The organism is Mycolicibacterium sp. MU0050, assembly GCF_963378085.1.
Lineage (GTDB): Bacteria > Actinomycetota > Actinomycetes > Mycobacteriales > Mycobacteriaceae > Mycobacterium > Mycobacterium wendilense.
The window spans coordinates 4,520,874-4,543,921 of the sequence record NZ_OY726395.1; the positions used below are offsets into that span (position 1 = coordinate 4,520,874).

At 66.3% G+C, this 23,048-nt stretch carries 16 protein-coding genes; 1 reads left to right on the forward strand and 15 read right to left on the reverse strand.

Features of this window, described 5'->3' with window-relative positions; translation table 11 throughout:
• Positions 1-12 precede the first annotated feature (12 nt).
• From R2K23_RS21540 to R2K23_RS21555, 4 genes are all read right to left on the reverse strand, one after another.
• The gene (locus R2K23_RS21540) at positions 13-3,108 is read right to left on the reverse strand and encodes a PE-PPE domain-containing protein (RefSeq protein ID WP_316512466.1); all 3,096 of its coding nucleotides are present in this window, start codon (positions 3,106-3,108) and stop codon (positions 13-15) included.
• Between the two features lie 631 nt (positions 3,109-3,739).
• Positions 3,740-6,058, reverse strand: coding sequence for an alpha/beta hydrolase family protein (locus R2K23_RS21545; RefSeq protein WP_316512467.1), 2,319 nt, complete (start codon positions 6,056-6,058; stop codon positions 3,740-3,742).
• A 1,284-nt stretch (positions 6,059-7,342) separates the two neighbouring features.
• Positions 7,343-8,167, reverse strand: coding sequence for an SDR family NAD(P)-dependent oxidoreductase (locus R2K23_RS21550; RefSeq protein ID WP_316512468.1), 825 nt, complete (start codon positions 8,165-8,167; stop codon positions 7,343-7,345).
• A gap of 48 nt (positions 8,168-8,215) precedes the next feature.
• Positions 8,216-8,896 (reverse strand): YoaK family protein, encoded by a 681-nt coding sequence (locus R2K23_RS21555; RefSeq protein ID WP_316512469.1) that lies wholly within the window; start codon positions 8,894-8,896, stop codon positions 8,216-8,218.
• A gap of 287 nt (positions 8,897-9,183) precedes the next feature.
• Between R2K23_RS21555 and R2K23_RS21560 the strand changes: the two genes are divergently transcribed.
• Complete coding sequence (locus R2K23_RS21560; RefSeq protein WP_316512470.1) at positions 9,184-11,037, forward strand: fatty acyl-AMP ligase; 1,854 nt, start codon at positions 9,184-9,186, stop codon at positions 11,035-11,037.
• 3 nt (positions 11,038-11,040) lie between these two features.
• Here R2K23_RS21560 and R2K23_RS21565 read toward each other — a convergent pair whose 3' ends face one another.
• The 11 genes from R2K23_RS21565 to R2K23_RS21615 are packed head-to-tail and all read right to left on the reverse strand — an operon-like array spanning position 11,041 to position 23,045.
• A complete protein-coding gene (locus tag R2K23_RS21565; protein WP_316512471.1) occupies positions 11,041-11,856 on the reverse strand; it encodes a mammalian cell entry protein in 816 nt (271 codons plus the stop codon).
• Positions 11,823-12,368 (reverse strand): mammalian cell entry protein, encoded by a 546-nt coding sequence (locus tag R2K23_RS21570; protein ID WP_316512473.1) that lies wholly within the window; start codon positions 12,366-12,368, stop codon positions 11,823-11,825. Before R2K23_RS21570 ends, R2K23_RS21565 begins: the two co-directional genes overlap by 34 nt.
• Complete coding sequence (locus R2K23_RS21575; RefSeq protein WP_316512474.1) at positions 12,365-13,336, reverse strand: RDD family protein; 972 nt, start codon at positions 13,334-13,336, stop codon at positions 12,365-12,367. Before R2K23_RS21575 ends, R2K23_RS21570 begins: the two co-directional genes overlap by 4 nt.
• Positions 13,333-14,013, reverse strand: coding sequence for a hypothetical protein (locus R2K23_RS21580; protein WP_316512475.1), 681 nt, complete (start codon positions 14,011-14,013; stop codon positions 13,333-13,335). The genes R2K23_RS21575 and R2K23_RS21580 overlap by 4 nt, the downstream gene beginning before the upstream one ends.
• A complete protein-coding gene (locus R2K23_RS21585) occupies positions 13,983-15,530 on the reverse strand; it encodes a virulence factor Mce family protein (protein WP_316512477.1) in 1,548 nt (515 codons plus the stop codon). Before R2K23_RS21585 ends, R2K23_RS21580 begins: the two co-directional genes overlap by 31 nt.
• A gap of 14 nt (positions 15,531-15,544) precedes the next feature.
• Positions 15,545-16,696 carry a virulence factor Mce family protein gene (locus tag R2K23_RS21590; RefSeq protein ID WP_316512478.1) on the reverse strand — a complete coding sequence of 384 codons (1,152 nt, stop codon included), beginning with the start codon at positions 16,694-16,696 and terminating at the stop codon, positions 15,545-15,547.
• Positions 16,696-18,324 (reverse strand): virulence factor Mce family protein, encoded by a 1,629-nt coding sequence (locus R2K23_RS21595; RefSeq protein ID WP_316512479.1) that lies wholly within the window; start codon positions 18,322-18,324, stop codon positions 16,696-16,698. The genes R2K23_RS21590 and R2K23_RS21595 overlap by 1 nt, the downstream gene beginning before the upstream one ends.
• Positions 18,325-18,327: 3 nt before the next feature.
• Positions 18,328-19,905 (reverse strand): MCE family protein, encoded by a 1,578-nt coding sequence (locus tag R2K23_RS21600; protein WP_316512480.1) that lies wholly within the window; start codon positions 19,903-19,905, stop codon positions 18,328-18,330.
• Positions 19,902-20,942: a virulence factor Mce family protein gene (locus R2K23_RS21605; protein ID WP_316512481.1), complete on the reverse strand. Its 1,041-nt coding sequence runs from the start codon at positions 20,940-20,942 to the stop codon at positions 19,902-19,904. Before R2K23_RS21605 ends, R2K23_RS21600 begins: the two co-directional genes overlap by 4 nt.
• Positions 20,939-22,171: an MCE family protein gene (locus R2K23_RS21610; RefSeq protein WP_316512483.1), complete on the reverse strand. Its 1,233-nt coding sequence runs from the start codon at positions 22,169-22,171 to the stop codon at positions 20,939-20,941. The genes R2K23_RS21605 and R2K23_RS21610 overlap by 4 nt, the downstream gene beginning before the upstream one ends.
• Positions 22,172-22,175: 4 nt before the next feature.
• Positions 22,176-23,045: an MlaE family ABC transporter permease gene (locus R2K23_RS21615; protein ID WP_316512484.1), complete on the reverse strand. Its 870-nt coding sequence runs from the start codon at positions 23,043-23,045 to the stop codon at positions 22,176-22,178.
• Between the last annotated feature and the right edge of the window lie 3 nt (positions 23,046-23,048).

Here is a 23,048-nt window from a genome sequence, read left to right on the forward strand (position 1 = left end):
CGTTGCCTGAGTTCAGTCGTCGGAGTCTGACGGCTTGGCGGCCTTCTTCGCGGACTTCTTCGGGGTCACGGCCTTTTTGACCTTGTCCACAGTGTCCTTGACCGACTTCCCGACGTCCTGGCCGGCCTTCTTCAGGTCTTGACCGGCCTTCTTGACGTCGGCCTTCGCCTTGTCGCGGGCCTGCTTCAGACCGGCACGGACGTCGTCGCGAGCGTCCTTCAGGTCGGCTCGGGCCTTGGTCAACGAGTCCTGCAGGCCCTTCTTGGTGGCAGCTACCGCGGCGCGCGACTCGTCGCCCGCCTGCTCCAGTTGATCCCGGGCATCGCTGATGGTCGAGTTCGTCTGCTCTGCAACGTCCTCGGCGACGTCCTTGACCGGCTTCAGCGCCTTGCCGACCTGCTCCTGGCCGCTGGCCAACCGAGTCTGTTCTTCCTCGGCGGAGGGTTGCTGGAGTTCCTCCGGCAGGTTGGGTTCAACGGCTTCAACCACACCGCCGAGCGTCGTGCTCACCCCTTCGCCGAGCTCGGCGCTGACCTTGGTGATGGCGTCGCCGACGACCGGCACCGACTTGACCCACGCCTCGCGAAGCTCCGACGGCAACTCGGCATCCAACTTTCCGAGAAGCTTCTCCACCCTGGCCAGGAACCGGCCATTGATATCGGTGATCTCCGCCCCCAGGCCCTTACCCAGGATGGCAATCACATCACCGGCGAGCTGCGCCCGCTCGGCGGCTGTCATCGTCTGCGTACCGAACAGCGTCGGTGTGTGCATCTCCCGCAACGTGCGGTCGTAGGAGATGGTGCCGTCGGGGTTCTCCACCCGCACCCAGTCGGTGTAGGCGACGTTGGTCAACGTCTTCAACACTGGCTCAAAGGCATCGGACAGCGGCGTGTTGATGTCCTCGCCGGTGGCAGTCTCGATCGCGCCGGCGAGCAACCGGATCGGGGACAGCAGCGGCAGCTGGTCCAAAGTGACGGTGCCGTAGATGGTGCCGTCGTCGGCGACGTAGCTTTCGAAGTCCACGCCATTGTTCTCGTAGTCGACCAGTACCGCCGCCAAGTTGACCGCCAGTAGCGCCGCTGCGGCAGAGTTGGCCCACGCCAACGGATTTGCCGTCACCGGCGCATCGGAGAGCAGGTCGTACTGCCATGTCAGGTCGGTCTTGAGGGTGATCACCATCGGCTTGCCGTCGGCGCTCTCCAGCATGGCCACCAGGTTGCCGACGTCGTCGATCTGGATGTCCGGCGCACCACCCTCACCGAGCAGCAGCTTGGCGATATCGAGACCCTCGAGCCCCTCGGGCAGCACGTTCTGACTGTCCGGCGAGACCGGATTGGTGCCGGTGAGCTGCTCGTAGAGCGGGGCGAACCGCGAGTACAGGCCGCCGTTGGCGCGACCCGGGTTACGCAGCAGCGCCAGCGTGAACAGGTGGACGTCGAGCACCCCGCCCTCGACCTCGGTGTAGGCCGGGTACAGCGGATTGCCGTCCTCGTCGGTCGGCATGTCCGGGAAGTTCAGGTCGTCCGGCAGCGGGTAAGACGTGATGACCTCGTCCCAGCCGCCATCGCCCGCGCTGTAATTCTGCTCCCGCACAACACGATTGCCGTCCTCGTCGGTGGTGATGACGATGTAGCGGCCATCGGTCTGTGGTTCGCCGGCCTTGATCTCGCCGGACTGCACCGCATCGATGAACTTCTGGTACGCCAGGCCGGCGGCGATGGCGCCGTCGCCATAGCCGATCAGGTTGGTGTTGTAGACGTAGGCGGTCCAGTTCAGCAGTGGGGCAAGGAATCCCAGATCGCCCGACAGGTAGTAGGCCAGATCCCGGGTGCTCATCCCGGCCAGGGCACTGAGACCGGACAGATCTCCGTCGAGCAGGGCCTCGAGGTCCAGGTCCTGCAGGCCGATGATGTCGTTGGTCGGGGAAACCCATTGACCCAAGGTGTTCGTGGTCCAGCCCCCGGGGATCCAGCCGTAGACGGGTCGGGTTTCGGGGATCCGCTTCGGGATGGTGGGGTCGACGAGATCTTCGGCCCGGTCTTCCCAACTGGCGCCGGGCAGGCCGAACATGGTGCGGTCGAAGCCGTAGTCGACGTTGCCGACGTTGATGGGCTGCATTATGGAGTTCCAAAGGCTCTGCGGAACGTAATCAGGCTTCGATATCCCAAGAACTTGCGACGTGTTGATCACGACGGGAATTTCGCCCTGATAAACACCGGTTTCCAAGAAGGCGTCCAGCGCTTGGGGGTCACCCTCGAACGGATTGTCGATGGCGATGGTCGTTGTGATCGGTGCGCCGAGCGACTGGCCCGCAATCGATTGGCTCTGCCACGACCCAAATACAGTGCTGAGACGGAACTTGATGGCGAGCCACCCGCTCCCGATAGTGTGCTGCTTCGTCCACCAATCCGGCTCGGGCACCGTGTATGAGATCGTCACATCGATCTTGTCCGCTGCGAGGATCGCCTCCCGATCCTCCTGCATGACCTCAGCCAGTGCCGCCTCGAAAGCTTCCTGATACGCGGGGTTGTCGACCATCACCTCCTCGGTGCCGATCTGCCCCTCATCGCGCGGCGTGTAGTACTGGTCGCGGTCAGTATTCGTCAGTTCATCGAGATCCAGCTGGCCTATCAACGCCGCAAGATCACCCGCAGACACGTCACCGAAGTCGATGTCACCCAAGTCCAGACCGCCGAGATTCGGGTTGTACCACTGCACCCACTGCGGGTTGAGGGCGACGCCGCCGGTCCCCCACCCGACCAAGGTGGCGACGGGGTTGTTCCGATCGTTGAGGATCGCCTGGTAGATGGTCTCGGCGTCGCTGTCGATGTTGTTCACGCCCAACCAGTCCGGTGCCCCCACGATGTAGGTCGCGGCCTCCGCGGAGAAGGGCACAACGCTGATCGCGACGGCACTCGCCGCAGCGACACCGGCGATTGCCGCCTTCTTGGTCTTGGTGCCGCCGAGCCGACGCCGACGCGCCCGCGCGCTCTCGGTGTTTGCTGACTTGGACATGCGCATATAACTCCCCCATCTAGTTGACGAATATTGCCGACCGAGATCGGCGATCGGGCTCAGCTTCAGCTCAGGTTTGTGCGGTCCTGACACCGCGAAGCCAGGCTCAGCAATCCCCTGGCGTGAAAGAATCAGCCCGACTTGGCATTCGGGACCTCAGCAGGCGCAGAACGACGGTGCGGCACCGTTCGAACCGCGGCGCCACGTTAGTTGCTTATCATCGAATTCGACCCCGACCCCTCAGGAAAATCTCAGCTTGTGCTCGCCCCCAAGCTACACGGAGAGCACCGTGCGCGCACCACCAAAACTCGGTTGCTGACTAATCTATTTGCATCTGCAATCAGTTTCCTGACGTCGGCGTCAAAGGCTTCTCCTGGTTTTCGCGGCGACGCACCTACACGACCCAAAAAGGGGTGAACCGCCGCGGGATTGCTGATGTTCTTGCTCGCTGCGGTTTAGCCAGCTCATCAAGATCACCCTGACATGGCGAGGAATTGCCGTTATCGCGCCCCCTGCCCCGCAGGTTGCCGGAGAGTCTCGGAGTCGGATCCACTGTGGCCGCGCCGCGCGCGTGCGCTCAACCGGCAAAATTTTTCTCCCAAGGCCGACGCCGGCGACGCGGGACCCGGCTCACGCGATGGCCGGCGACTCGCGCCAATCAGGTGGTCCTGCAACGACGAAGGGGCACTCGAGCCCCGCTCGAGTGCCCCTTCGCCCTTGCTGCCTACTCGTCTGACTCGGCGCCGCCGCTGGACTTCACCTTCGCCTTGACTTTGTCCACGCCGTTCTTGATGTCCTTCTGAACCCGCTTGACGCGGTTCTCGACGTTCGCGCCGACCTGCTTGACCGCGCCGGAGAGGTCACCGTCCTTCAGCTTGTCGGTGACCGCTTTCGCCCGGGCCTGCGACTTCGCCAGACTCTTCTGCGTCTTCGTGACACGTTTGGTGAGGTCGGCCTGAGCTTTCGCACCGGCCTTCTTCAACGCACCGGCGGGGTCCTTCAATGCGGCCGCGGCCTGCTGGGCGGACGATTCCAACCCCTCGACCTGACCGATCGCCTCCGCAGCGTCGTCGATGGCCCCGTGGACCTGGACGGTCCCGGCGTCCACCCCGTCCTTCACCGCGCCGAGCGCCTTACCCACCGGTCGCTGTCCGTTGGCCAACTGCGCCTGGGTGGGAGGCGGCGTCTCAGGAAGGACTCGGTCTACTTCGCCGAGTACCTCCGAGACCGTGGTGCCCAGGTCGCGACTCACTCGTTGAATTGCCGCGCCCGGCTCGGCGGCCAACCTGGCCGCGGCAGCCTTGATTTCGGCCGGCACCTCGAAGTCGTTGTCCTCCAAGAAGGAAACGACACGGTTCAGGCGCTGCACCACGTCGGTGTACTCCGAACCCACGCCTTTCCCGAGTTCGGCGATCAGGTCACCCGCCAGCAGCGTGGCCTGCGTCCGGGTGATGGTCTGCGTGCCGAACAGCGTGGCGATGTGCGCCTGGTCGTGGGTGCGATCCCAGGTTCCGTCCGCGTTCCGCACGACGTCGGTGTAGCTCGTGTCCACGAGCAGCTTGAGGAAGGGCTCCAGCGCGTCGGCCACCGGGGTGTTGACGTCCTCGCCGGTAGCCAGCCCGATCAGTCCGGACACCAGGCGGGCCGGCGCCAACAGTGGCAGTTGCTCCTGAGTCAGCGTGCCGTAGATGGTGCCGTCCGGGCTTTGGTACAGCTCGAGGCCCGGCGCTCCCTGATCGAGGTTGAGCAACGACGCACCGAGGGTGAGCGGCAGCAGGGCGGACATTGCCGAGTTGGCCCATGCCACCGGACTCGCCGTCGCCGGAGCATCCGACAGCAGGTCGTACTCCCAGGTGAAGTCGGTCTTGAGAAGCGTCAAGACGATGGGCTTGCCGTCCAGGCCCTCGAGGGTGGCCAGCAGATCGCCGTTCTCGAAGTCGAGACCGGCCAGATTCAGGTTGCCGTTCTCGTCGACCAGACCGGCGAGGTCGGCCCCCTCCGGAAGGACGTCTTGCCGTTCGGGGGTCACCGGGTTGACACCGGTGACCTCCTGATAGATCGGCGCGAAGCGCGAATACAGGCCGCCGTTGGGCCGGCCTGGGTTTCGCAGCAGGTTGACCGTGAGCACGGTGACGTCGATGACGCCGGCGGGGGTTATCTCGACGGCCGGCAGATCGGGTTGATCGGGGTAGTCGCCGGCGTTGAGCGGCTGAGTTGCGAGCCATACGCCTGGCGCTGCCTGAATGGCCAGGTAGGTAACGTAGTTCACTTTGACGAATGCCTTGGTGACATCTTTGGTTACCGGATCGTTGGGGTCGGTGATGACGATCTTGCGCGGGCCGGTCAGCGCCGGGCCGACCTCCAATCCACCGGGGGTGCGGGCGAGATCGATGAAGTCCTGATATCCCTGCCCCACCGCGACGGCACCGTCGCCGTAGCCGATGAAATTCGTGTTCGAGAGGTAGGCCGTCCAGTTGAGATATGGTGCCAATGCCGTGGCCACAGCCTTGTCGATGCCTCCGACTTGAGCGCTGTAGCTGTTGTACTTGAGCAGGTCCCCGACGCTGATGTTCGTCAGATCCACACCCGGATCACTCGGCGACACCCACTGCCCGTTCGCCCAGGCGCGGCCGGTGACAGTTCCCGTCCAGGGGCCAAACAGCCCACCGCTTTGCGTCACAGGGTTGGCAGCACGTGTCGGATCAACCCACGTCACCCACCGCGGCGCCAAATCCTCCTCGGAGAATCCGCCCGTTCCCCACCCCACGAGCTTGATTGCGTTCGCCCGGTCCTGCTGGATCGCGCCGCTGACCGCGTCCGGATCCGACGGCAGCGTGTTCACCGCGCCGCCGACGACCCCCGACAGCCAGTCCGGCATGCCCACCACATAGGTCCCGGCATCTGCCGTGAACGCCGGGGCGAGTGCGACCGAGACCGCCGCTGCTGCCGTCACCGCCGCCGTTACGGCCGGCCTTGTGGCGCCCCGCCTCTTCGCAGCGCGCCGCTCAGCGCGATTTCCGTACCGATTCGGTGCGACGTCCATCTTTGCCCGACCGTGTGTGCCCACAAGTTCCCCCTCGTGTTTGAGCTGCTCTTTGGATTCGACGCGTTGGCAACCGGCCTCAGCTTCAGCTCAGGTTCATACGGCGCCATAGACGGCACTGCGATCCCTCGCTGCCACACCGAAAGTCGTTGTCCGAACTGTCAACTACCGAGACGACATCCGCAGAATGTGGACGCGCCATCACCCCCATTTGCGTCGGCCCCCCAGCCGCGCATCCGCCCCCATTTTCCCTTCTCAGCCAAATCTCAGCTGCATTGCTTGCCGAAGCTACACGTTCGATGCGGCTGTTACGGGTATTCAGTGACGTTGCTGTCGTATTTGATGTCGAGCGCAACGATTACTGTGTGCGACGCCTCCGCCCCGTGCAGATGGTTCGTCGACTGCGGCCGCGACTCGGCAGCCGGCATTGAGATTTGCCATCGCGACTATTTAGGCCGGCAATCCGGCAGTCTGACCAGATCGTCGGTTTGCTGCCTGATTTCAGTTCAGGACGCTCTCGGTCCCGCGACCCGCCCCTACTCTCGCGACGCCGCCACCGGATACCGTCGAATTTTGCCGAAACTTACGCGCCGCGCTTCTTCGAAATACTGTCCACCGTCACACTCTGACCGATGACATCGTCATCGGTACCGCGCCGTCAGGCCGTGATCAGTCGTCAAACACCGAATGAGACGACACCGGCTCAGCGGGTCTGCCACCCGGCTCCAGCAGAAAACTCCTGCGGCACCACGACCGCACCACCTCGGGCACGGCACCGGCAGGCCAGTGCATTGGGCGGCTCCGCGAGCTCCGGCCCACTTCAGGACCCTCACAGCGAAGGACGGTGACGCCCAGCGCAATAAACTCGGCGAAGCCGGGCATTGCCCGAGAACCTCCCGGACACGAAATGACCGTCGCCCCCGGCCTTTCGACCGGAGGCGACGTCATCCCCCCACTGCGCGATAGCTAGGCGACCGGCCCCCAATATTCTGGGCGTATCGCAACATGGCCCCCACCATGCCCCGTCAGTCGGGTATGCGGTCGATCCGTAGCTTCTCGACTTTATGCCTGACATCTGCGTTGCTGTTCGCGACGGTCCTAGTTTAGCAAATAATTCAGGCAGATCTCAGCATTAACAGGTTACTCTCAGGAAAGTGCAAAAAGGCTGGCAGAAAGGGCTTCAAGATCGGCCCCATGGTAATTGAGACCGAATTCATCCCCAGATTTGTCGGGTTGGCAAATTAGTTCAGCAAAATGCGGGGGGTTCGAAATCCGTAGCTGGCGCTAAGGCTGGCCGAACAGCTTCCGCACCAGCAGATCGGAAACGAACGAGGGCACGTTTCTCATCACGCCGAGTTGCACCGACGGGACCAACCCCATGGTGTATCGCGCATGCGGACGTTTGGCGGTCAACGCCTCTTCCACCACCTCCGCGACCGTCTGCGGTTGCACAGCCACCCGCTGCGAAAGTGGGATCATTTTCCTAAACCCCGCAACATGTTTCGCGTACAACACCCGCTGTTCGGCGGTCATGGCCGCTTCCAGGTCGTCGGCGGTCTGCGGCGCGGTCTCCCACATATCGGTCGCGGTCTGCGCCGGTTGCACGACGCTGACCCCAATGTGCCACGGCTGCAACTCCATTCGCAGCGCATCGGCCGCGGCCTCCAGGGCGAACTTCGATGCGCAGTACGCCCCGAGCAGCGGCGCCGAAATCTGGCCGTTCACACTGGAAATGAAGACAATGCGCCCCCTGCTTGCGCGCAGCCTCGGCAACACAGCCTGCGTGACGGCCAGCTGGCCCACCACGTTCACCTCGAGCTGGCGACGCAGATCGTCCAGGCTCACGGTCTCCAGCGGACCTCCGACCACGATCCCGGCGTTGTTGACCACGGCATCGAGCCGTTGCGGCAATCCGTCGCCCAGGGCCGCGATATGTGCGGAATCCGTCACGTCGAGCATCACCGGACTTACGCGCGGGAGCGATCCGAGGGCCGCAGCATCGACGTCGGTCCGCACGCCGGCCACAACGTCCCAGCCCAGCGCCGACAGGTGCGCTGTGATGGCACGCCCTATACCGCGGGCGGCTCCGGTCACCAGGACTGCAGGCATGCCACCGAGACTAGTCGAGCCGCGGATTCCGCAGGGCGACGATGTGATTCACGAATCCGCCGCGGGCCCGTGCCGAAAGATCAGCAACGCCGCGAACACCACGACGGCGGCGAGGGCGATCACCGGTGCCACGACGAAGCGGGTCATCGTGGCGCCGACGACGGCGCCGCCGAGCATCGTGAAAACCACCGTGTAACGCAACTTTTCGCGGTCGCCCGTGCCGCCGGCGAGTCGGGAGTCCACGCCGAGGCCCACGATCGTCGAGGTGAGCACCGTGGTGCTCAGTTCCTGGACGCCGAACTGACGTGCGGCGGCGTTCTGCGATCCGAACGCCATGGCCAGCCCCGCGATCAAGATCAGTTTGCCGTTGTCGTGATAATCGAGCACCCCCGCGCCGGCCAACCCCGCCAGCACCATCAGCCACGCCGCCTCGAGTCCCAGCGTCACCGTCAGCCACAGCCGCGTCCTCGCCGCCAGATGCCGGGCAAACCGACCGCTCAGGATGGTGCCGACGAGGAATCCCCCGAACGCGACCACCGCGGCGGTCAGATCCACCCCGGAATCCGGCACAAACCAAAACCCCAGGAAAATGACGTTGCCCGTCATGTTGGCAACGAAGACGTGCCCGAGCACCAGGACACTGACGGCGTCGATCAAGCCGGTGGCGAAGGTGAGCAGCAACAGCGCCGCGGTGGTGAGTTTGTCAGACACCGGGGAGGCGACGGCCATAAGCCAGTATCGCCCGCCCGGTGTCTGCCCCCGACCTGGTTCGGGCGAATCAGACGGCGCGACGATGCGAACCTCTCGGCACCAGCGCCGTGAACCGGTGATCCGCCCAAGCACAGCCCGTGTCAGGAAATGTACACGGGTGTGCCCAGAATTATTGACGCTTGTGGACAATTATTCGGCCCAGCTCAGTCGCGATGCCGGCGATGTTCACACGACCCGTCGATAGTGACGACTATCACTCCTTGCGGATTCAAGGTTTACTTAGCACCACTACTAGTGTCGTCCGAATGGGTCGGGATCCCTCTGCCGACGGCGCCGCGCGCGCCGTCTCCGATGTCCGCGTCGAGGACTACGTCCGCACCGACGGCACCATCGTGATTCCGGACGGCATCACGTTGACTTCGTTCCTGGACCGCAACCGCGAGATCTTCGGCGACCGGCCGTCGTACCGGTTCCTGGACTACTCCCACGACCCCGACGGTCAGGTCGTCGAACTGAGCTGGAACGGGCTGTGGTCCCGGGTCTGCGCCGTCGGTGCCCGACTGCAGCAGATCACGCAACCCGGCGACCGGGTGGCCATCCTCACGCCCCAAGGTGTCGACTACGTCGCCGCGTTCTTCGCCGCCATCCATGCGGGCACCGTCGCGGTACCACTGTTCGCGCCCAGCCTCGCGGGACAGAACGAGCGGCTGTCCGCGGTCCTCGGCGACGCCAAGCCCACCGTGGTGCTGACGACCAGCGGTGCGGCCGAGTCCGTGCGCAAGGTGCTCAAGACCATCGCCACCGCCGATCGGCCCCGGGTGATCGCCGTCGACGCCCTGCCCGACAGCGTGGCCGAGATGTTCGTCGCACCGACGCTGAACACCGACGACGTCGCCTATCTGCAGTACACCTCCGGGTCGACCCGGACACCGGCCGGCGTGGAGATCACCCACCGCAACGTCTGCACGAACGTCCTGCAGATGATCCTGGCCGGGGATCTGGACCTGGGCGTGCGCAGCGTCAGCTGGCTGCCGCTCTACCACGACATGGGTCTCATCATGATCATGTTCCCCGCGCTGTGCGGCAGCCACATCACGCTGATGGACCCGATGGCCTTCGTCCGCCGGCCCTATCGCTGGATCAAGCAGCTCGGCATCGAGTCCGCCCACGGGCGCACCTTCGCCGCCGCACCCAACTTCGCCTACGAACTCGCTGCCGAGCGGGGCCTGCCGCCGGCCGGCGAAGCGCTGGACCTGACCAACGTGGTGACCCTCCTCAACGGGTCCGAGCCGGTCACCATGGCCTCCAACGAAAAGTTCACGACGGCGTTCGCGCCGTACGGTCTCCCCGCCACGGCCATCAAACCGTCCTACGGGATGGCCGAGGCCACGCTGTCGGTCGCCAGCATCGCCCCGTCGGCCGCGGCGCGCGCCGTCCACCTCGATCGTGAACAGCTCAGCGCGGGCCGTGCGGTCCGGGTCGACGCCGCCGACCCGGCCGCTGTCGAACACGTGTCGTGCGGAACCGCCATCCCCAACCAGTGGGTCGTCGTCACCGACGGCGACGGCAACGAGGTCGCCGAGGGCACCATCGGTGAAATATGGTTGCACGGCAACAACATCGGCAACGGCTACTTCGGCCGCACCGACGAGACCAACCGGGTGTTCTGCAACAAGCTGCAGACCCGCCTGGGCGACGACAGCCACGCCACCGGTGTCCCCGACAACGCGTACTGGCTGGCCACCGGGGATCTCGGCACCTATCTCGGCGGCGAGCTGTACCTGACCGGGCGCAGCAAGGACCTGATCATCCTCGACGGCGCCAACCACTACCCCACCGACATCGAGACCACGGTCAGTCGCTCCTCCCGGGCCGTGCGGTCCGGTTACGTGGCGGCCTTCTCCGTGCCGGGCGAGCGCGGAGAGCAGTTGGTCATCGTCGCCGAACGCGCCGCCGGGGCCGGCCGCGTCGAGCCCGGTGCCGTCGCCGACGCCGTGCGCGCTGCCGTGTCACGTCTGCATCAAGTTCGCGTCGCGGACTTCCGCTTTGTCGCGGCGGGCGTGATCCCGCGCACCACCAGCGGCAAGCTGGCCCGCAGCGCCTGCCGCAGCGAGTACCTGGCCGGCGCGTACGACAGGTATGCCGACCCGGCACGGTGACGGTCAGATCTGCGGGGTCAGATCCAGGTTGGTGATCGAGGTCATCCCGGTGACCAGCCACTGCCCCGACTCGCGCTGCAGGGTCAGCCGGTAGGAGATGTACTTCAGCGACGGGATGTCCTTGGTCAGCGGGCTGGTCGAGGTGGAGTTGGTGTAGACGATCGCGGTGGCCTCGGAGCCGTTCAGACTCTCGACCGCCGCACCGACCACCTCGGTGGAGTTGGTCACCTGAGCCTGCTTGTTGGTCGGCACGATCGCGTCGATGTACTTGCGGTACTCCGCCTGGAAGTCACCGGCCAGGTAACGCGCCGACCGGTTGGCCAGCTGGTCCATGTTGTCGGGGGTGTAGGTCCACAGCGTGGTGATGGCGTCGGCGGCGGTCCGGGCGATCTGCACCTTGGTGTGCACCGTGGCACGTTCGGCGATGTAGGGCTGCGCCATGGCCCCGGCGAAACCGCCCGCCGCGACGAACAGGGCGGCCGCGATGCCGATCACGAGGCCCGCGCGGCGTCCCGGCAGTTTGCGCTCGACGAGCACCACCGGTTCGGCGTCGGGCTTGTCGGGCTCAGCCTCAGGCTCCTCGGTCGCGTCCGGCTTGTCGGTCTCAGCCTCGGGCTCCTCGGTCGCCTCGGGCTCCTCGGTCGCCTCGGGCTCGTCGGTCGCGTCCGGCTCGACCACGGGCTCCGGGGCCGGTGTCGACGCGGCGCGTTTCCGCTTCCCACGCGGCACCCGCTGCTGCGTTGTCGGGTCGGTCTTCTCGGCGGAGGACTCCGCGGCGCCGTCGCTCAGATCACCTGAGCCAGATCGCTGATCTTCCATTGGCCCCCCTCCTGGATCGCAGTGACAACCCACCGACTGCCATCCTCCACGCGGCCGCCGTCAGGCATGGTGGTGACGGTTCTGGTGACGACGACGACGGTGGCACTGCCGTCGTCGTTCCACCGTTCCACGCCGGCCTCGAGCACCTCGCCGGCGGTCGGCTCGAACCGTGCCACCGAGACCGCGATCTCGTTGATGCGGGACTTGAAGTCCTCGGCGAAGGCTCCGGTGCCTTGGGCGAGCAGGCCGTCGGCATACGCATTGGCGTTGAAGGGGTCCGGCGACGTGAAATCGGTCATGAACGACCGTACGAAACCGAGCGACTCGGCGGTGCGCATGGCCTCCCGGTGCTGGCGTTGATGCGTGAAAAGCACCACCGCGCTGACCGCCGCGGCGGCGACGATCAGCACGGTCGCGACGGTCAATGCGACCGTGAGGGCTCGGGTTCGCGGCGGTGGCGCCGGAAGATCGGTGAACGCCTTGCTACCCGCGGTGTTTCGACGAGGGCTCATCCGCCACCGCCCGCCGGGTTGGGACTGGCCAGCACCGTCAGGTTGTCGACCTTCCACTGGTCCGCGGCGGCGCGCACGAACTCGACCTTCACCGTGGCGGTGATGGTCCGGTAGTCCGGCGGCGTCCCGCGCTGTCCCTGCAGCAGCACGAGCATGGTGCCCCGGTCGGCGCCCGCGGTCAGCACCGCCGCGTTGGGAGACCAGTAGTCGTTGTCCACCGCACCGGCCTGCTCGATGGCGCGCTGTTGCTCCTCCAACTGCGGTCGGTAGTTGTCGGTGACCGCTCCCCGCGCACGCTCGAAGTCCTCGTGCAGCGTCGCAGCCTGGTAGCTGAGCATGTCAGTGACCAGCTTGGGGCCCTGTACCGCCAACTGCTCGCGAGTCTGGGCCAGGCGCAGGTCCTGACGGTAGACGGTGAGGTAACCCAGCGTCGCGGCGGCGACGGCGATCGCGGCACCCAACGAAACCACCTTCACCACAGTCTTTTTCGCGTGCCGCGGCGTGGGTTCGACCACCCTGACCTCGGTGCGTGCCACCATGTCGGCGACCGTACGGTTGCGGCGGTCCCACAATGGCCAGAACCAGCCCAGCAGCAGCGCTGCGGTGTCGATCAGGTGGGCGGCGTCGCGGGCCAGCAGCCGCCATGGCCCCACCTTGGTGCCGTCGCGGTCCACTACCGCGATACCGAACAGGGCGCGCCCCAGGGTCCATCCACTCAACGCGGGAAGCAGCATCCGATTCACGGCCACCGCGAGCAGGACCGCGGCGGCCCCGAGCACCGTGACCCACCACAGCCATTCCCGCTGCGGGGTCGACCACGCCACCAACACCAGCGCCGCGAACACCCCGAAGCCCACCACGACGTCCAGGGCGAATGCGCCCGCGCGCGCGGGCCACGACGCCAGCGAGCTCGGATCCGTTGTCTCCGTATCGCTCTGGCGGGTGTCGTCGGTCAACAGCTCCGTCACCTGGTCACCTGGTCGAGCTGAGCGATCTTGTAGGTGCCGTCTTCGGGAGCCATCTGCACGCGGAGCCGGTAACCCGTCTCCTGGTTCTGCACCGTGCTGTTACTCACCTTGACCCGCAACGCGACCAGTACATCCACCGAGCCGTCGTCGTGGTGCCGTTCGGCGGCGGCCCGGATGTTGGACACCTGGACCTGGGCCTGCGCCGCCTGGTAGGCGTCGACCAGGATGCCGCTGTAGAGCACCGCCTGCGCACCGAAATCTCCTGTGCCGCATTCGATGATCTTGCGCTGACTGGCCTCCATGGTGGCCAGGTCGGGGGCCTGGGTGGCGATAACGCAGTCCTTGGCCGCCTGCACCGCCGTCGCCTCGTCGACGTTACGGGCCTGCATGTCGTTGTCGGCGACCCGCGCCAGCACGCCCGCGCCGGCGAGCAGGACACTGAGCACCAGCAACGTCGCGGCGACCCCGATCACCCAGCCCCGGCTGTACAGGCGGGAACGCTGCCCGAGGTGGTCGCTCGGCGTAGGAGACTCGCCGGGAGCTCCGGAATCGACGGATTCGCCGGACCGGCCGATCTCGTCGGCCTGCCCGGGTTCCGAAGGCTCACCGGACGAGACACCGGTGCCGTCCTCGTCCTCGGGTGGGATCAGCCGGCCGGAGCCAGCATCTCCTTCCATCCGTCGTCTCCTGTGTTGGTCGAACTGTCGACGGTGTACTTCACTCCGTCGGGCCCCACGACTTCACCACTTTGCGGGTTGTACACCGCGGAGGTGCTTGATGACGGAGTGTAGATACACGGGTTGGGTTGCTGCCCACTGCACTGCACCGTGCCGCTGCCGGGCGGGGACAGCGGATCGCTCACGATCGGCGGCGCCGGGGGCAGCATGTCGGCCGGCAACGGATTGAGCCCATTGTTGATCGACGGCGCCGGGATCACCCGGCCCGGGTCCACCGGCTGATCGCACCGCGCACCGGGGGCCGGGCAGTTGAGCATCTGGTTCGGATCCCCGTACCACGGGTTGGTCCCCAGCGGCACATACGGTTCCTCGGACCGGCACTCCCGCGGGGTCGCGGCCCGCTTCCCGGGCACATCGGCACAGGGGTAGTTGCGCGCCCCGCGGACCACGTTGGGCGCGTCCTTCGGGATCTTGCAGTAGGTGCCGCTGGGCAGCGGCGCGGTGGTGGTGTCGGCCGGGGCCCGCCACTCGGTGGCCGGCAGGAATCCGGTCAGGCACGGCGGCGGTTGGTTGATGGTCAAGCTGAAGTTCAGCGCCGCGGCGTTCTCGAACGGCGCCGCCACCGCCTGGGCCACCGAGGCGCCCTGCGGCAGCACCACCAGCGTCTGCTCGAGCCCCTTGTTGTAGCGCTTGAGCATGTCGAGAACGATCTCGAGGTTGGCCAGCGTCTGCGGCAACGACTCCCGCACGTCGCTGAACACGGCGGTCACCGCGTCGGCGGTCGGGGCCGCATTGGTCAACGTGTTGCGCAGCACCTGATCCTGCGCCGCGGTCTGCGACGTGATGCTGTTCAGGTTGCGGGCCCACCGCGCGATCTCATCACCGGAGGTGACCTGGCTCTCCAGGATCGGCGCCGAGTTGTCGACGATGTCGTTGATGTCGTCGATGTGGGTCCGGAAGTCGCCGACGACCGCCTGGGTGCCGTCCACCAGGCGCTGCAACGCGGGACCCAACCCGCCGACGGCCAGCGCTGTCTCGTCGAGCAGCGCGGAGATCTTCTCCTTCGGCAGCACGGCCAAACCGCGGTTGGCGGCGTCCAGCGCGGGCCCGATCTCCTGGGGCACGGTGCCGTTGGTGATCGTCTGCCCCGGCTGGAAGTACTGGTCGGCGCCGCCCTCGGACACCAGGTCCAGGTACTGCTCACCGATCGCCGACACCGAATGCACATTCGCGGTGGCGTTGACCGGAATCCGGTAGTTCTCCGAAATGCTCAGGGTGGCAAGCGCACCGCGTTCGGTGGGTTCGATCCCGGTCACCTTTCCGATGGTGATACCCCGGTAGGTGACGTTGGCGGTGCGGTACAGACCGCCGGAGGCCGGCAGGTCCGCCTTCAGCTGGTACTGCCCGATGCCCGCCACACTCGGCAGCTTCAGGTAGTACCAGCCCAGCGTCACCAACGCGATCAGCGTCAGAACGGTGAACAGCAGCAACTGGATTCGAACGAATCGGGTCAGCAAGGTCTACTCACCCCTCACTCCCCTCTCTCGACGAGCGGGCCGCCGGGCACCGAGTTCGGATTCGGCGTGAACCGGACATCGGGGATCATCGTCGCCGGGTCGCGGCCCCACGACTGCTCGAGCGCCCGCAGCATGCCCGACACCCCGGTGCCGGACAGGAACGCGTTGTCCAGCGTGCTCAACGTCAGGTCGAAGGTCGCAGAGGTGTTGATGTAGTCACCGCGGACCACCTTCGGCACGTTGTCGATGTTGAACGGCGCTGTGAGCAGCAGCTTGAGGGACTCCACCAGGTACGGCGACGCCTTCGCCAGCTGTTTCAACGGCCGCTGCAGCAACTGCAGGTTGGTCTCCAGGTTGCCGCGGGCGGCCGACAGCGTCTCGTCGGTGATCGCCGAGAACCGGCCCAGCGAGGTGACCGCGTCCGCGAACACCTCCCGCTGATTGGCGAAATATTCGATCAGCGGCGGGATCTCGGTGAGCACCCGGTCCAACGTGTCGTTACGTTCGGCGACGATGGTCAGCAGCTCGTTGGTGCCGTCGATGGCGCGGGTCAGATCCTCGCGCTGCTCGTTGAGTGCCCGCGTGAACGTCGCCAACTTGTCCAGGAAGGCCCGGATCTCGCCCGCGTTGCCGTCCAGGATGTTGTAGACCTCGGTCTGGATGACCTCTAGGTTCGGAATGCCGCCCCCGCGCAGCACGGTCGCGATGCTGGCCAGCGTGCGCTCCGTGGTGGGGAACGCCGTGGAATTCTTCAGCTCGATGGTGTCCCCGTCGCGCAACCGCTCCGGCGACGGATTCTCCGGGGGCGCCAATTCGACGTGCTGGCTGCCCAACAGGCTGGTCTGTCCGATGCGCGCCGTCGCATTCGCGGGCAACGTGATGTCGGATTCCATGTCGAGGGTCAGCGTCGCAACCCAGTTCTTCAACTCGATCGCGCGCACCGAGCCGACGTTCACGTCGGCCACCCGCACCTTGCTGTTGACGTTGAGCGCCAACGTATCCGGCATCTGGACGTACACCCGCATGCTGTCCGGACCGGTCCCCGGGCCCCCGGGTAGCGGGACGTTGGCAATGCCGCGCCAACCGCACGAGGACAGCGTCACCACGGCGACGATCAACACCAGCGCGCGCCACACGACGCGGCGAGTCACCTGCAAACTGCGCATCACCGACCCCCTACCTCAGCCGGTAGCGGCGGACCCGCGGGAGCCGGAGCGGCCGGGGCGGGACCCTGCTGGGCCGGATTGGTGCCCGGCAACTGCTGGGACACCGGCAACGGACCCGGCACCACGCCCGGATCCGGGCCCGGCGGCGGGCCGGGCTGCGGATACCACGGCGGCGGCAGCGGATTGTTCTGGTCGTAGGCGTTCGGCGGCGCGCCACCGCGCGGACCGCCCGGCGCGATCACCGGGTCGGGCCCACCCATCAACGCCGCCAACGAGTCCGGGGTCAGCATGTTCTTGGTGAACTGCTGGACCTGCACGCCCTGCATACCGGGCGCCACCACCCAGCCGGGCTCGTGATTGCCGTGTGAGAACAGCGTGTCGCGGGAGAAGATGCCCGGCACGGTGGTGTCCTTGTACCCCGGCGGCGGGCGCAGCCGCTCCTCGGAATAGGCCACCGTCTTGGGCAGCGTGGCGGCCGTGGAGACCTGGTTGATGCCGAACGGCGGATAGTTGAACTTGATCGCGTCCAACACCGGCGCCAGGTACTGCGCACACAACTCCGCCGACTCCTGGTAACCCAACCGGCTGCCGGCCTGGATCGAGCTGCAGATGAACTGCATCGGGTTGGCGAAGCTGGCCACCACCGGGATCGCGGACAGTGCGCCGCTGGTGGGCTCGTAGATGGTGACCAGGTTGGCGGCCAGGTTCGGGAACACGTGAAGCGCGGTCTCCAGGCCGTCGCGGGGTTCGGGCTGCAACAGCGCCGTGGTGGCCTCGCTGAGGTTGTTCACGTCGTGCGCCAGCACCTCACCGTTCTGGTCGATGAAGTCCCGTGCGGTGGTGAGCAATTGGTCGACCTGAACCAGGGTGTCGGCCAGTTCGGTGTCGGTGCGGTTGAAGCTGTCGGTGAACTCGGCCAGGTTCGAGTTCAGTGCGACGAACTGCTGATCGTTCTGGTGCAACGCGTTGACGAACAACGCCAGGCTCTTGGCCACGGCGAAGAAGTCGCCGCGGCCGTCGTTGAGTGCGGTGATCGCCTCCGACAGTGACGTCAGGGTGTCGTTGAGCTGCTGCCCCTTGCCTTCGAGGCCGTAGGCGAACGACTCCAGCACGTCGCCGAACGGGCCCTTGGGCTGTTCCGGGGTGGGGCCCAATTGGCTGACGATGTCGGTGATCTGGTTGCGCAGGTCGTCCCACTCGACCGGCACCTGGGTCTTCTCCAACGGGATGACGGCGTTGTTCTTCATCACCGGCCCGCCGGTATAGGCCGGGGACAGCTGCACGGTGCGGGACGCCACCAGGCTGGGGTTCAGGATCGAGGCGGTCGCATCCTCGGGCACCTTGTACTTGTTCTGGTAGTGCATGGTGACGCGCATCGTGTCGCCCTCGGGCTCGATCTTGTCGATCGCCCCGACCCGCACCCCCATGATCTGGACCTTGTCGCCCGGGTACAGCGCCAGCGCCTGCGGGAAGTAGGCCACCACGGTGTTGGTGGTCAGCCGCTTGTACAGCTGCCAACCGACCAGGCCGCCCACCAGCCCGAGCACGATCAGGAGCGCACTGATCACCACTGCGGTCCGGGAAACGTTCGGCAGTTTGATCTTTCGGAAGTCATAAATCGTCGACACCGGTCAGGAACCTCCCGTGTCGGGGACCAGGAACGGCGGATTGCCCGGCAGCGGCGCCACGGTGTGGGGCGACAGCTGCTGTCCGGGCCCGGGCGGCGGGGTGCCCTGTTCGCGCGGCACCGGCGGCACCGGCACCGGAGCGGGTCCCGGGCCCGGCGCCGGCCCCAGGGGCAGGGTGCGGGAGTTCAGCGGGGCGTCCGGCAGCGGCACCGGGGCGCCGGGCAGCGCCGGGGAGGGCTGACCCGGGATGGCGGCGATCGGCAGACCGGGCGCCGGCGGGGGCGCATCCGGGTTCGGCGCGGAGGTCTGCACGCCGGTGGGTCCCGGATAGTTCGGGCCGTACGGGTTGTCGCCGAAGGGACCGACCGTCAGATCCGCGCACGGCAGCGGGTTTCCGGGCGACGGGATGCCGTCGGCGGGCGGGGTGTAGGAGCACGGCGAGCCGGGCGGCACGGCCGGACCCGGGTGGTCCGGGGTGCCCTCGAGCACCCGGGGCGCGGCCGGCGGGGCGCCGTTGGCGTGCCGCTCACCGTTGGGATCCGGGAACTGGAAGGCCGGCAGACCGGCGTCGCGCCAGAACTTCTCGGGGTCGATGCCGCGGTTCTTGAACGCCGCGTCGATGAAGGGCTGCAACACCTGCCCGGTGAGCAGATTGACGATCATCACCTTGAAGTACGGCCCCGAGCCCAGCGCCTCGGCCAGCGACGCGGTGAACTTGCTCAACGTGATCAGCACGTCCTGAAGGTCGAACTTGTGCTTGACCAGCAGGTCGGTGACCACCCGCAGCTGTTCGAGCAGGTGATTGAGATTCGGGTTGTCGTTGATCAAACCCTGGAACTGCGTCGAGACGAGCTGCACGTTGGCCAGCAGGTTGTCGATGGCCTGACCGCGCTGGTTGACCGCGGCCAGCAGGGTCTTGCTGTTGACCAGCAGGTCGTTGACCTGGCCGCTGCGGTCGCCGAGCACCTTGGCCACCTTGTTGGCATTGGCCAGCAGCTTCGTGAACTGCTCGTCGCGCTTGCCGATCGTGTCGGAGAACCGGGCCACCCCGTCCAGCGCGGCGCTCAGGTGCGGATAGGTCTGGTCGACGGTCTCGGACAGCACGTTCAGCGAGTCCTTGACGGTCTGGATGTCCCAGCCGGCGGCAGCTTTGGTGACGTCGAAGAACGCGTCGTAGATCTGATACGGCGTGGTGCTCTGGCCCAGCGGCAGTTCGCCGTTGGCGCGCAAGATCTCGCTGCCGCGCGGTTCGACCTCGAGGACCTTCTTGCCGAGGATGGTGTCGGTGCGGATCGCCAGCCGGCTGTCGGTGCCGATCTGGTTGGCGCCCAACGTGAAGCCCATCACCACGTGGTCGCCGTCGATCTCCAGCGAGTTGACGGTGCCGACGTCCATGCCCGCGATGCGGACCTTGTCGCCCTTGAGGATGCCGCCGGAGTCGCTGAACTGCCCGTAGTAGTTGGGCTGCGCGAACAACATGGGCACGCTGGAGAAGCTCTGGCCCACCCCGATCACCAGGACGGTGATCATGATGCCGACCAGGCCGTTGCGGATCCGGTTCGAGCCTTCGAGGGTTCTCATTGCGGCGTGCACCTACCCGTCGGCTGGGTGAACACCTTCACCGTCCGCACCGGTCCGCCCGGCTGCGCACCGTTGAGCTTGAGCGTCAGGTCGCACAGGTAGAAGTTGAAGAAGTCGCCGTAGACACCGCCGGCGCGGCCGATGATCTTCAAGGCCTGCGGCAGCTTGGTCAGCACGTCGTCGACCTCGGCCTGCTTGTCCACCAACGGTTGAGCGACGTCCTCCAGGTACGCGATGGTGTCCTTGAGCACCGGGCGGTTGTCGGCCAGCAGATCGCCGAGGGTGCCCGCGGCGCTGCTGATGTTGGCGGTCGAATCCGCGATCGGATCCGCGCGGTTCTTCAGCCCGGTGATGAGCACCTCGAAGTTGTTCAGCGTCTCGTCGAACTCGCGCTGGTGTCGGACCGTGGTGTCCAGCACCGTGTTCAGGTTGCTGATGACCTCACCGATGGCCTGGTCGCGGTCGGCCAGCGCCGAGGTCAGCTGTGCGGTCTGGTCGAGGATGTCGCTGATGGTGCCGCCCTGGCCCTGGAACACCGTGAGGATGGACTGCGCGATGCTGTTGACCTTGTCCGGATCCAGCGCCCGGAACAGCGGCTTGAATCCGCCGATCAGGGCGTCGAGGTCGAGGGCGGGCGTGGTGCGCGAGGTCGGGATCAATCCGCCGGGCTCGAGGATCCGGTCCGACCCCTCGCCCTGGCCGCGCTGCAGGTCCATGTAGCGGTTGCCGATCAGATCCTGGTACCGGATCTGGGCCGTCGTCGACTGATACAGGGGCAGCGTGCGATCGACGTTGAACTTGACCCGCACCTTCTGTCCGCCGTCGACCAATTCCACCTTGTCGACCTTGCCGACCTCCACACCCGAGGCCCGCACGAACTGCCCGGCGCGCAATCCGCTGGCGCTGTCGAATTCGGCGGTGTAGCTGCTGGTTCGGTCGAAACGAATCTGCCCGAACACCACGATGATGATCGCGGTGAAGACCAACAACACCGCCGAGAAGGCGCCGAGCTTGATTGCGGTTCCGGTGATTTTCATGGGTTGATCGTGTTCTCCCCGCCTTGCCGGCCCCAGACGTATTCGGTGAGGATCGGTTGGCCGAGCTCCAGATGGTTGTACGGCGCGATCGACGCGCCGGTGTCCATCACCAGATACGGTGCCGGCCACAGGTCGCGGTCGATGCTCTGCCAGCAACCCGGCGCGCCACCGGGGCCGCCGCGGGCGTTGATCCGGGGCAGGTTGTCCGGATACACGTAGGGGTTCTCGGCCCCGAGGAACGTGGTATTGGTGTTCAGCGAATACCCGTTGCCGCCAAGGGATGCCGCCACCTTGGGCGCCACCCCGGCGTAGTTGCGCACGGTGCAGAACAGTGACGGGCTGTAGGTGTCGAGGGTCTTCGCGGTGGGCACCAGATCCTGGGCGCCCCGAACCAGGTACGGCCCGCCCCGCTCGAACACGTCGGCGCCGGTGTTGCCGAATCCGGCGGCGGCCAGCAAGGCGGCGTCGAGGTCGCCGCGGCGCTCGTTGAAGGTGCGCGACGTGGTGGCGGCCCCCTCCAATGAGTTCCACAGATCCGGGGAGGCTTCGGTGTACACCTCGGTGAGCCGGGCCAATTGCTGTACGTCATACCGCAATTGCGGCATCCGCGGGTTGACCTCGTCGAGGATCGCGTTGCCGTTCACCAACGACTCGCCGAACTTGTCGCCCAACCCGGTCAGCGCCTCGGCCGCCGCGCTCAGCGTCAGGTTCAGCTTGACCGGGTCGATCTGCTCGGAGATCGAGGTGATGGTCTCGAACAGCGTGTTGAACTCCGTGGTGACCCCGGAGACGTCGATGACGTCGGCGGAGGTGATCCGCTCGGCGACCGGATCATCCGGCGAGGTGAACGACACGTACTTGTTGCCGAAAACCGTGGTGGCCTGGATGTTGGCCTGCACGTTGGCCGGGATCAGCTCGATGTACCTGGGGTCGACGTCCAACGTCAGCTGCGCCTTGGTGGTGCCGTCCTGCTCCAGCGGGTTGACCGCAGCCACGCGACCGATCTGAACGCCGTTGTACGTCACCTTGGATCCGGGGTCCATCACCAGGCCGGCGCGTTCGGCGACCAACGTCAGCTCGGTCTTGTCGTCGAACCCGCCGCGGAACTGGATGTAGAGCACCGTGGCCACCAGCGCGGTCACCAACGCGAAGACCAGTCCCGCCAACTTGTACGGCGGGGTGCGCGGCTTGTTCTCGGTGGCCCGGACCTGATCCATTCGTGTGGTCATGGCGCTATACCGTCAGGTTGAAGTTCGGATCGGTGCCATACAGCGCCAATGAAGCGAACAGGACGACCACCACGATGGCCACCAGCGAGGTGCGCATCGACTTGCCCACGGCCTCGCCGACGCCCACCGCGCCGCCGCTGGCGAAAAAGCCGAAGTAGCAATGGTTGAGCATCACGATCACCGACATGATGATCACCTGCAGGAAGGACCAGAAGACGTCGTCGACCCGCAGGAAGGTGTTGAAGTAGTGCGAGTAGGTGCCCACCGACTGCGCGTAGAAGACCGTGGTCACCACCTGCGCGGAGAAGAAGGACAGCAGGATGGCCATGGCGTAGAGCGGGATGATCACCACGGTGCCGGCCAGGATGCGGGTGGACACCAGGTACGAAATGGACTTGATGCCCATGACTTCCAGCGCGTCGATCTCCTCGCTGATGCGCATGGCGCCCAACTCGGCGGTGGCGCCCGCCCCGACCGTAGCGGCCAGCGCCTGCCCGGTCACGATGGGGGCGACGACACGGACGTTGGCCAGGGCGGCGAAGAACCCGGTGAACGCCTCCACCCCGATGTTGCCCAGCGACGCGAAGCCCTGGATGGCGATCAGCGAACCCGCGCTCAGGGTGACGAAGCCGATGATGGCCACGGTGCCGCCGATGACGGCCATTGCGCCCGTGCCCATCCCGATCTCGGCGATCAGCCGCAGCACCTCGCGCCGGTAGTGGCGCAGCGCGTGCACGATGGAACCGATGGCCTGCAGGGTGAACCACGCGACGTGGCCGAGGGTGTCCAGGAAGCGGGCCGGCGCACTGACCAGCTTGGTGACGTCCCCGTAGGCCCGGGGGAACCGGGTGCGCAGGATCTGAGTGGTCGACACGGC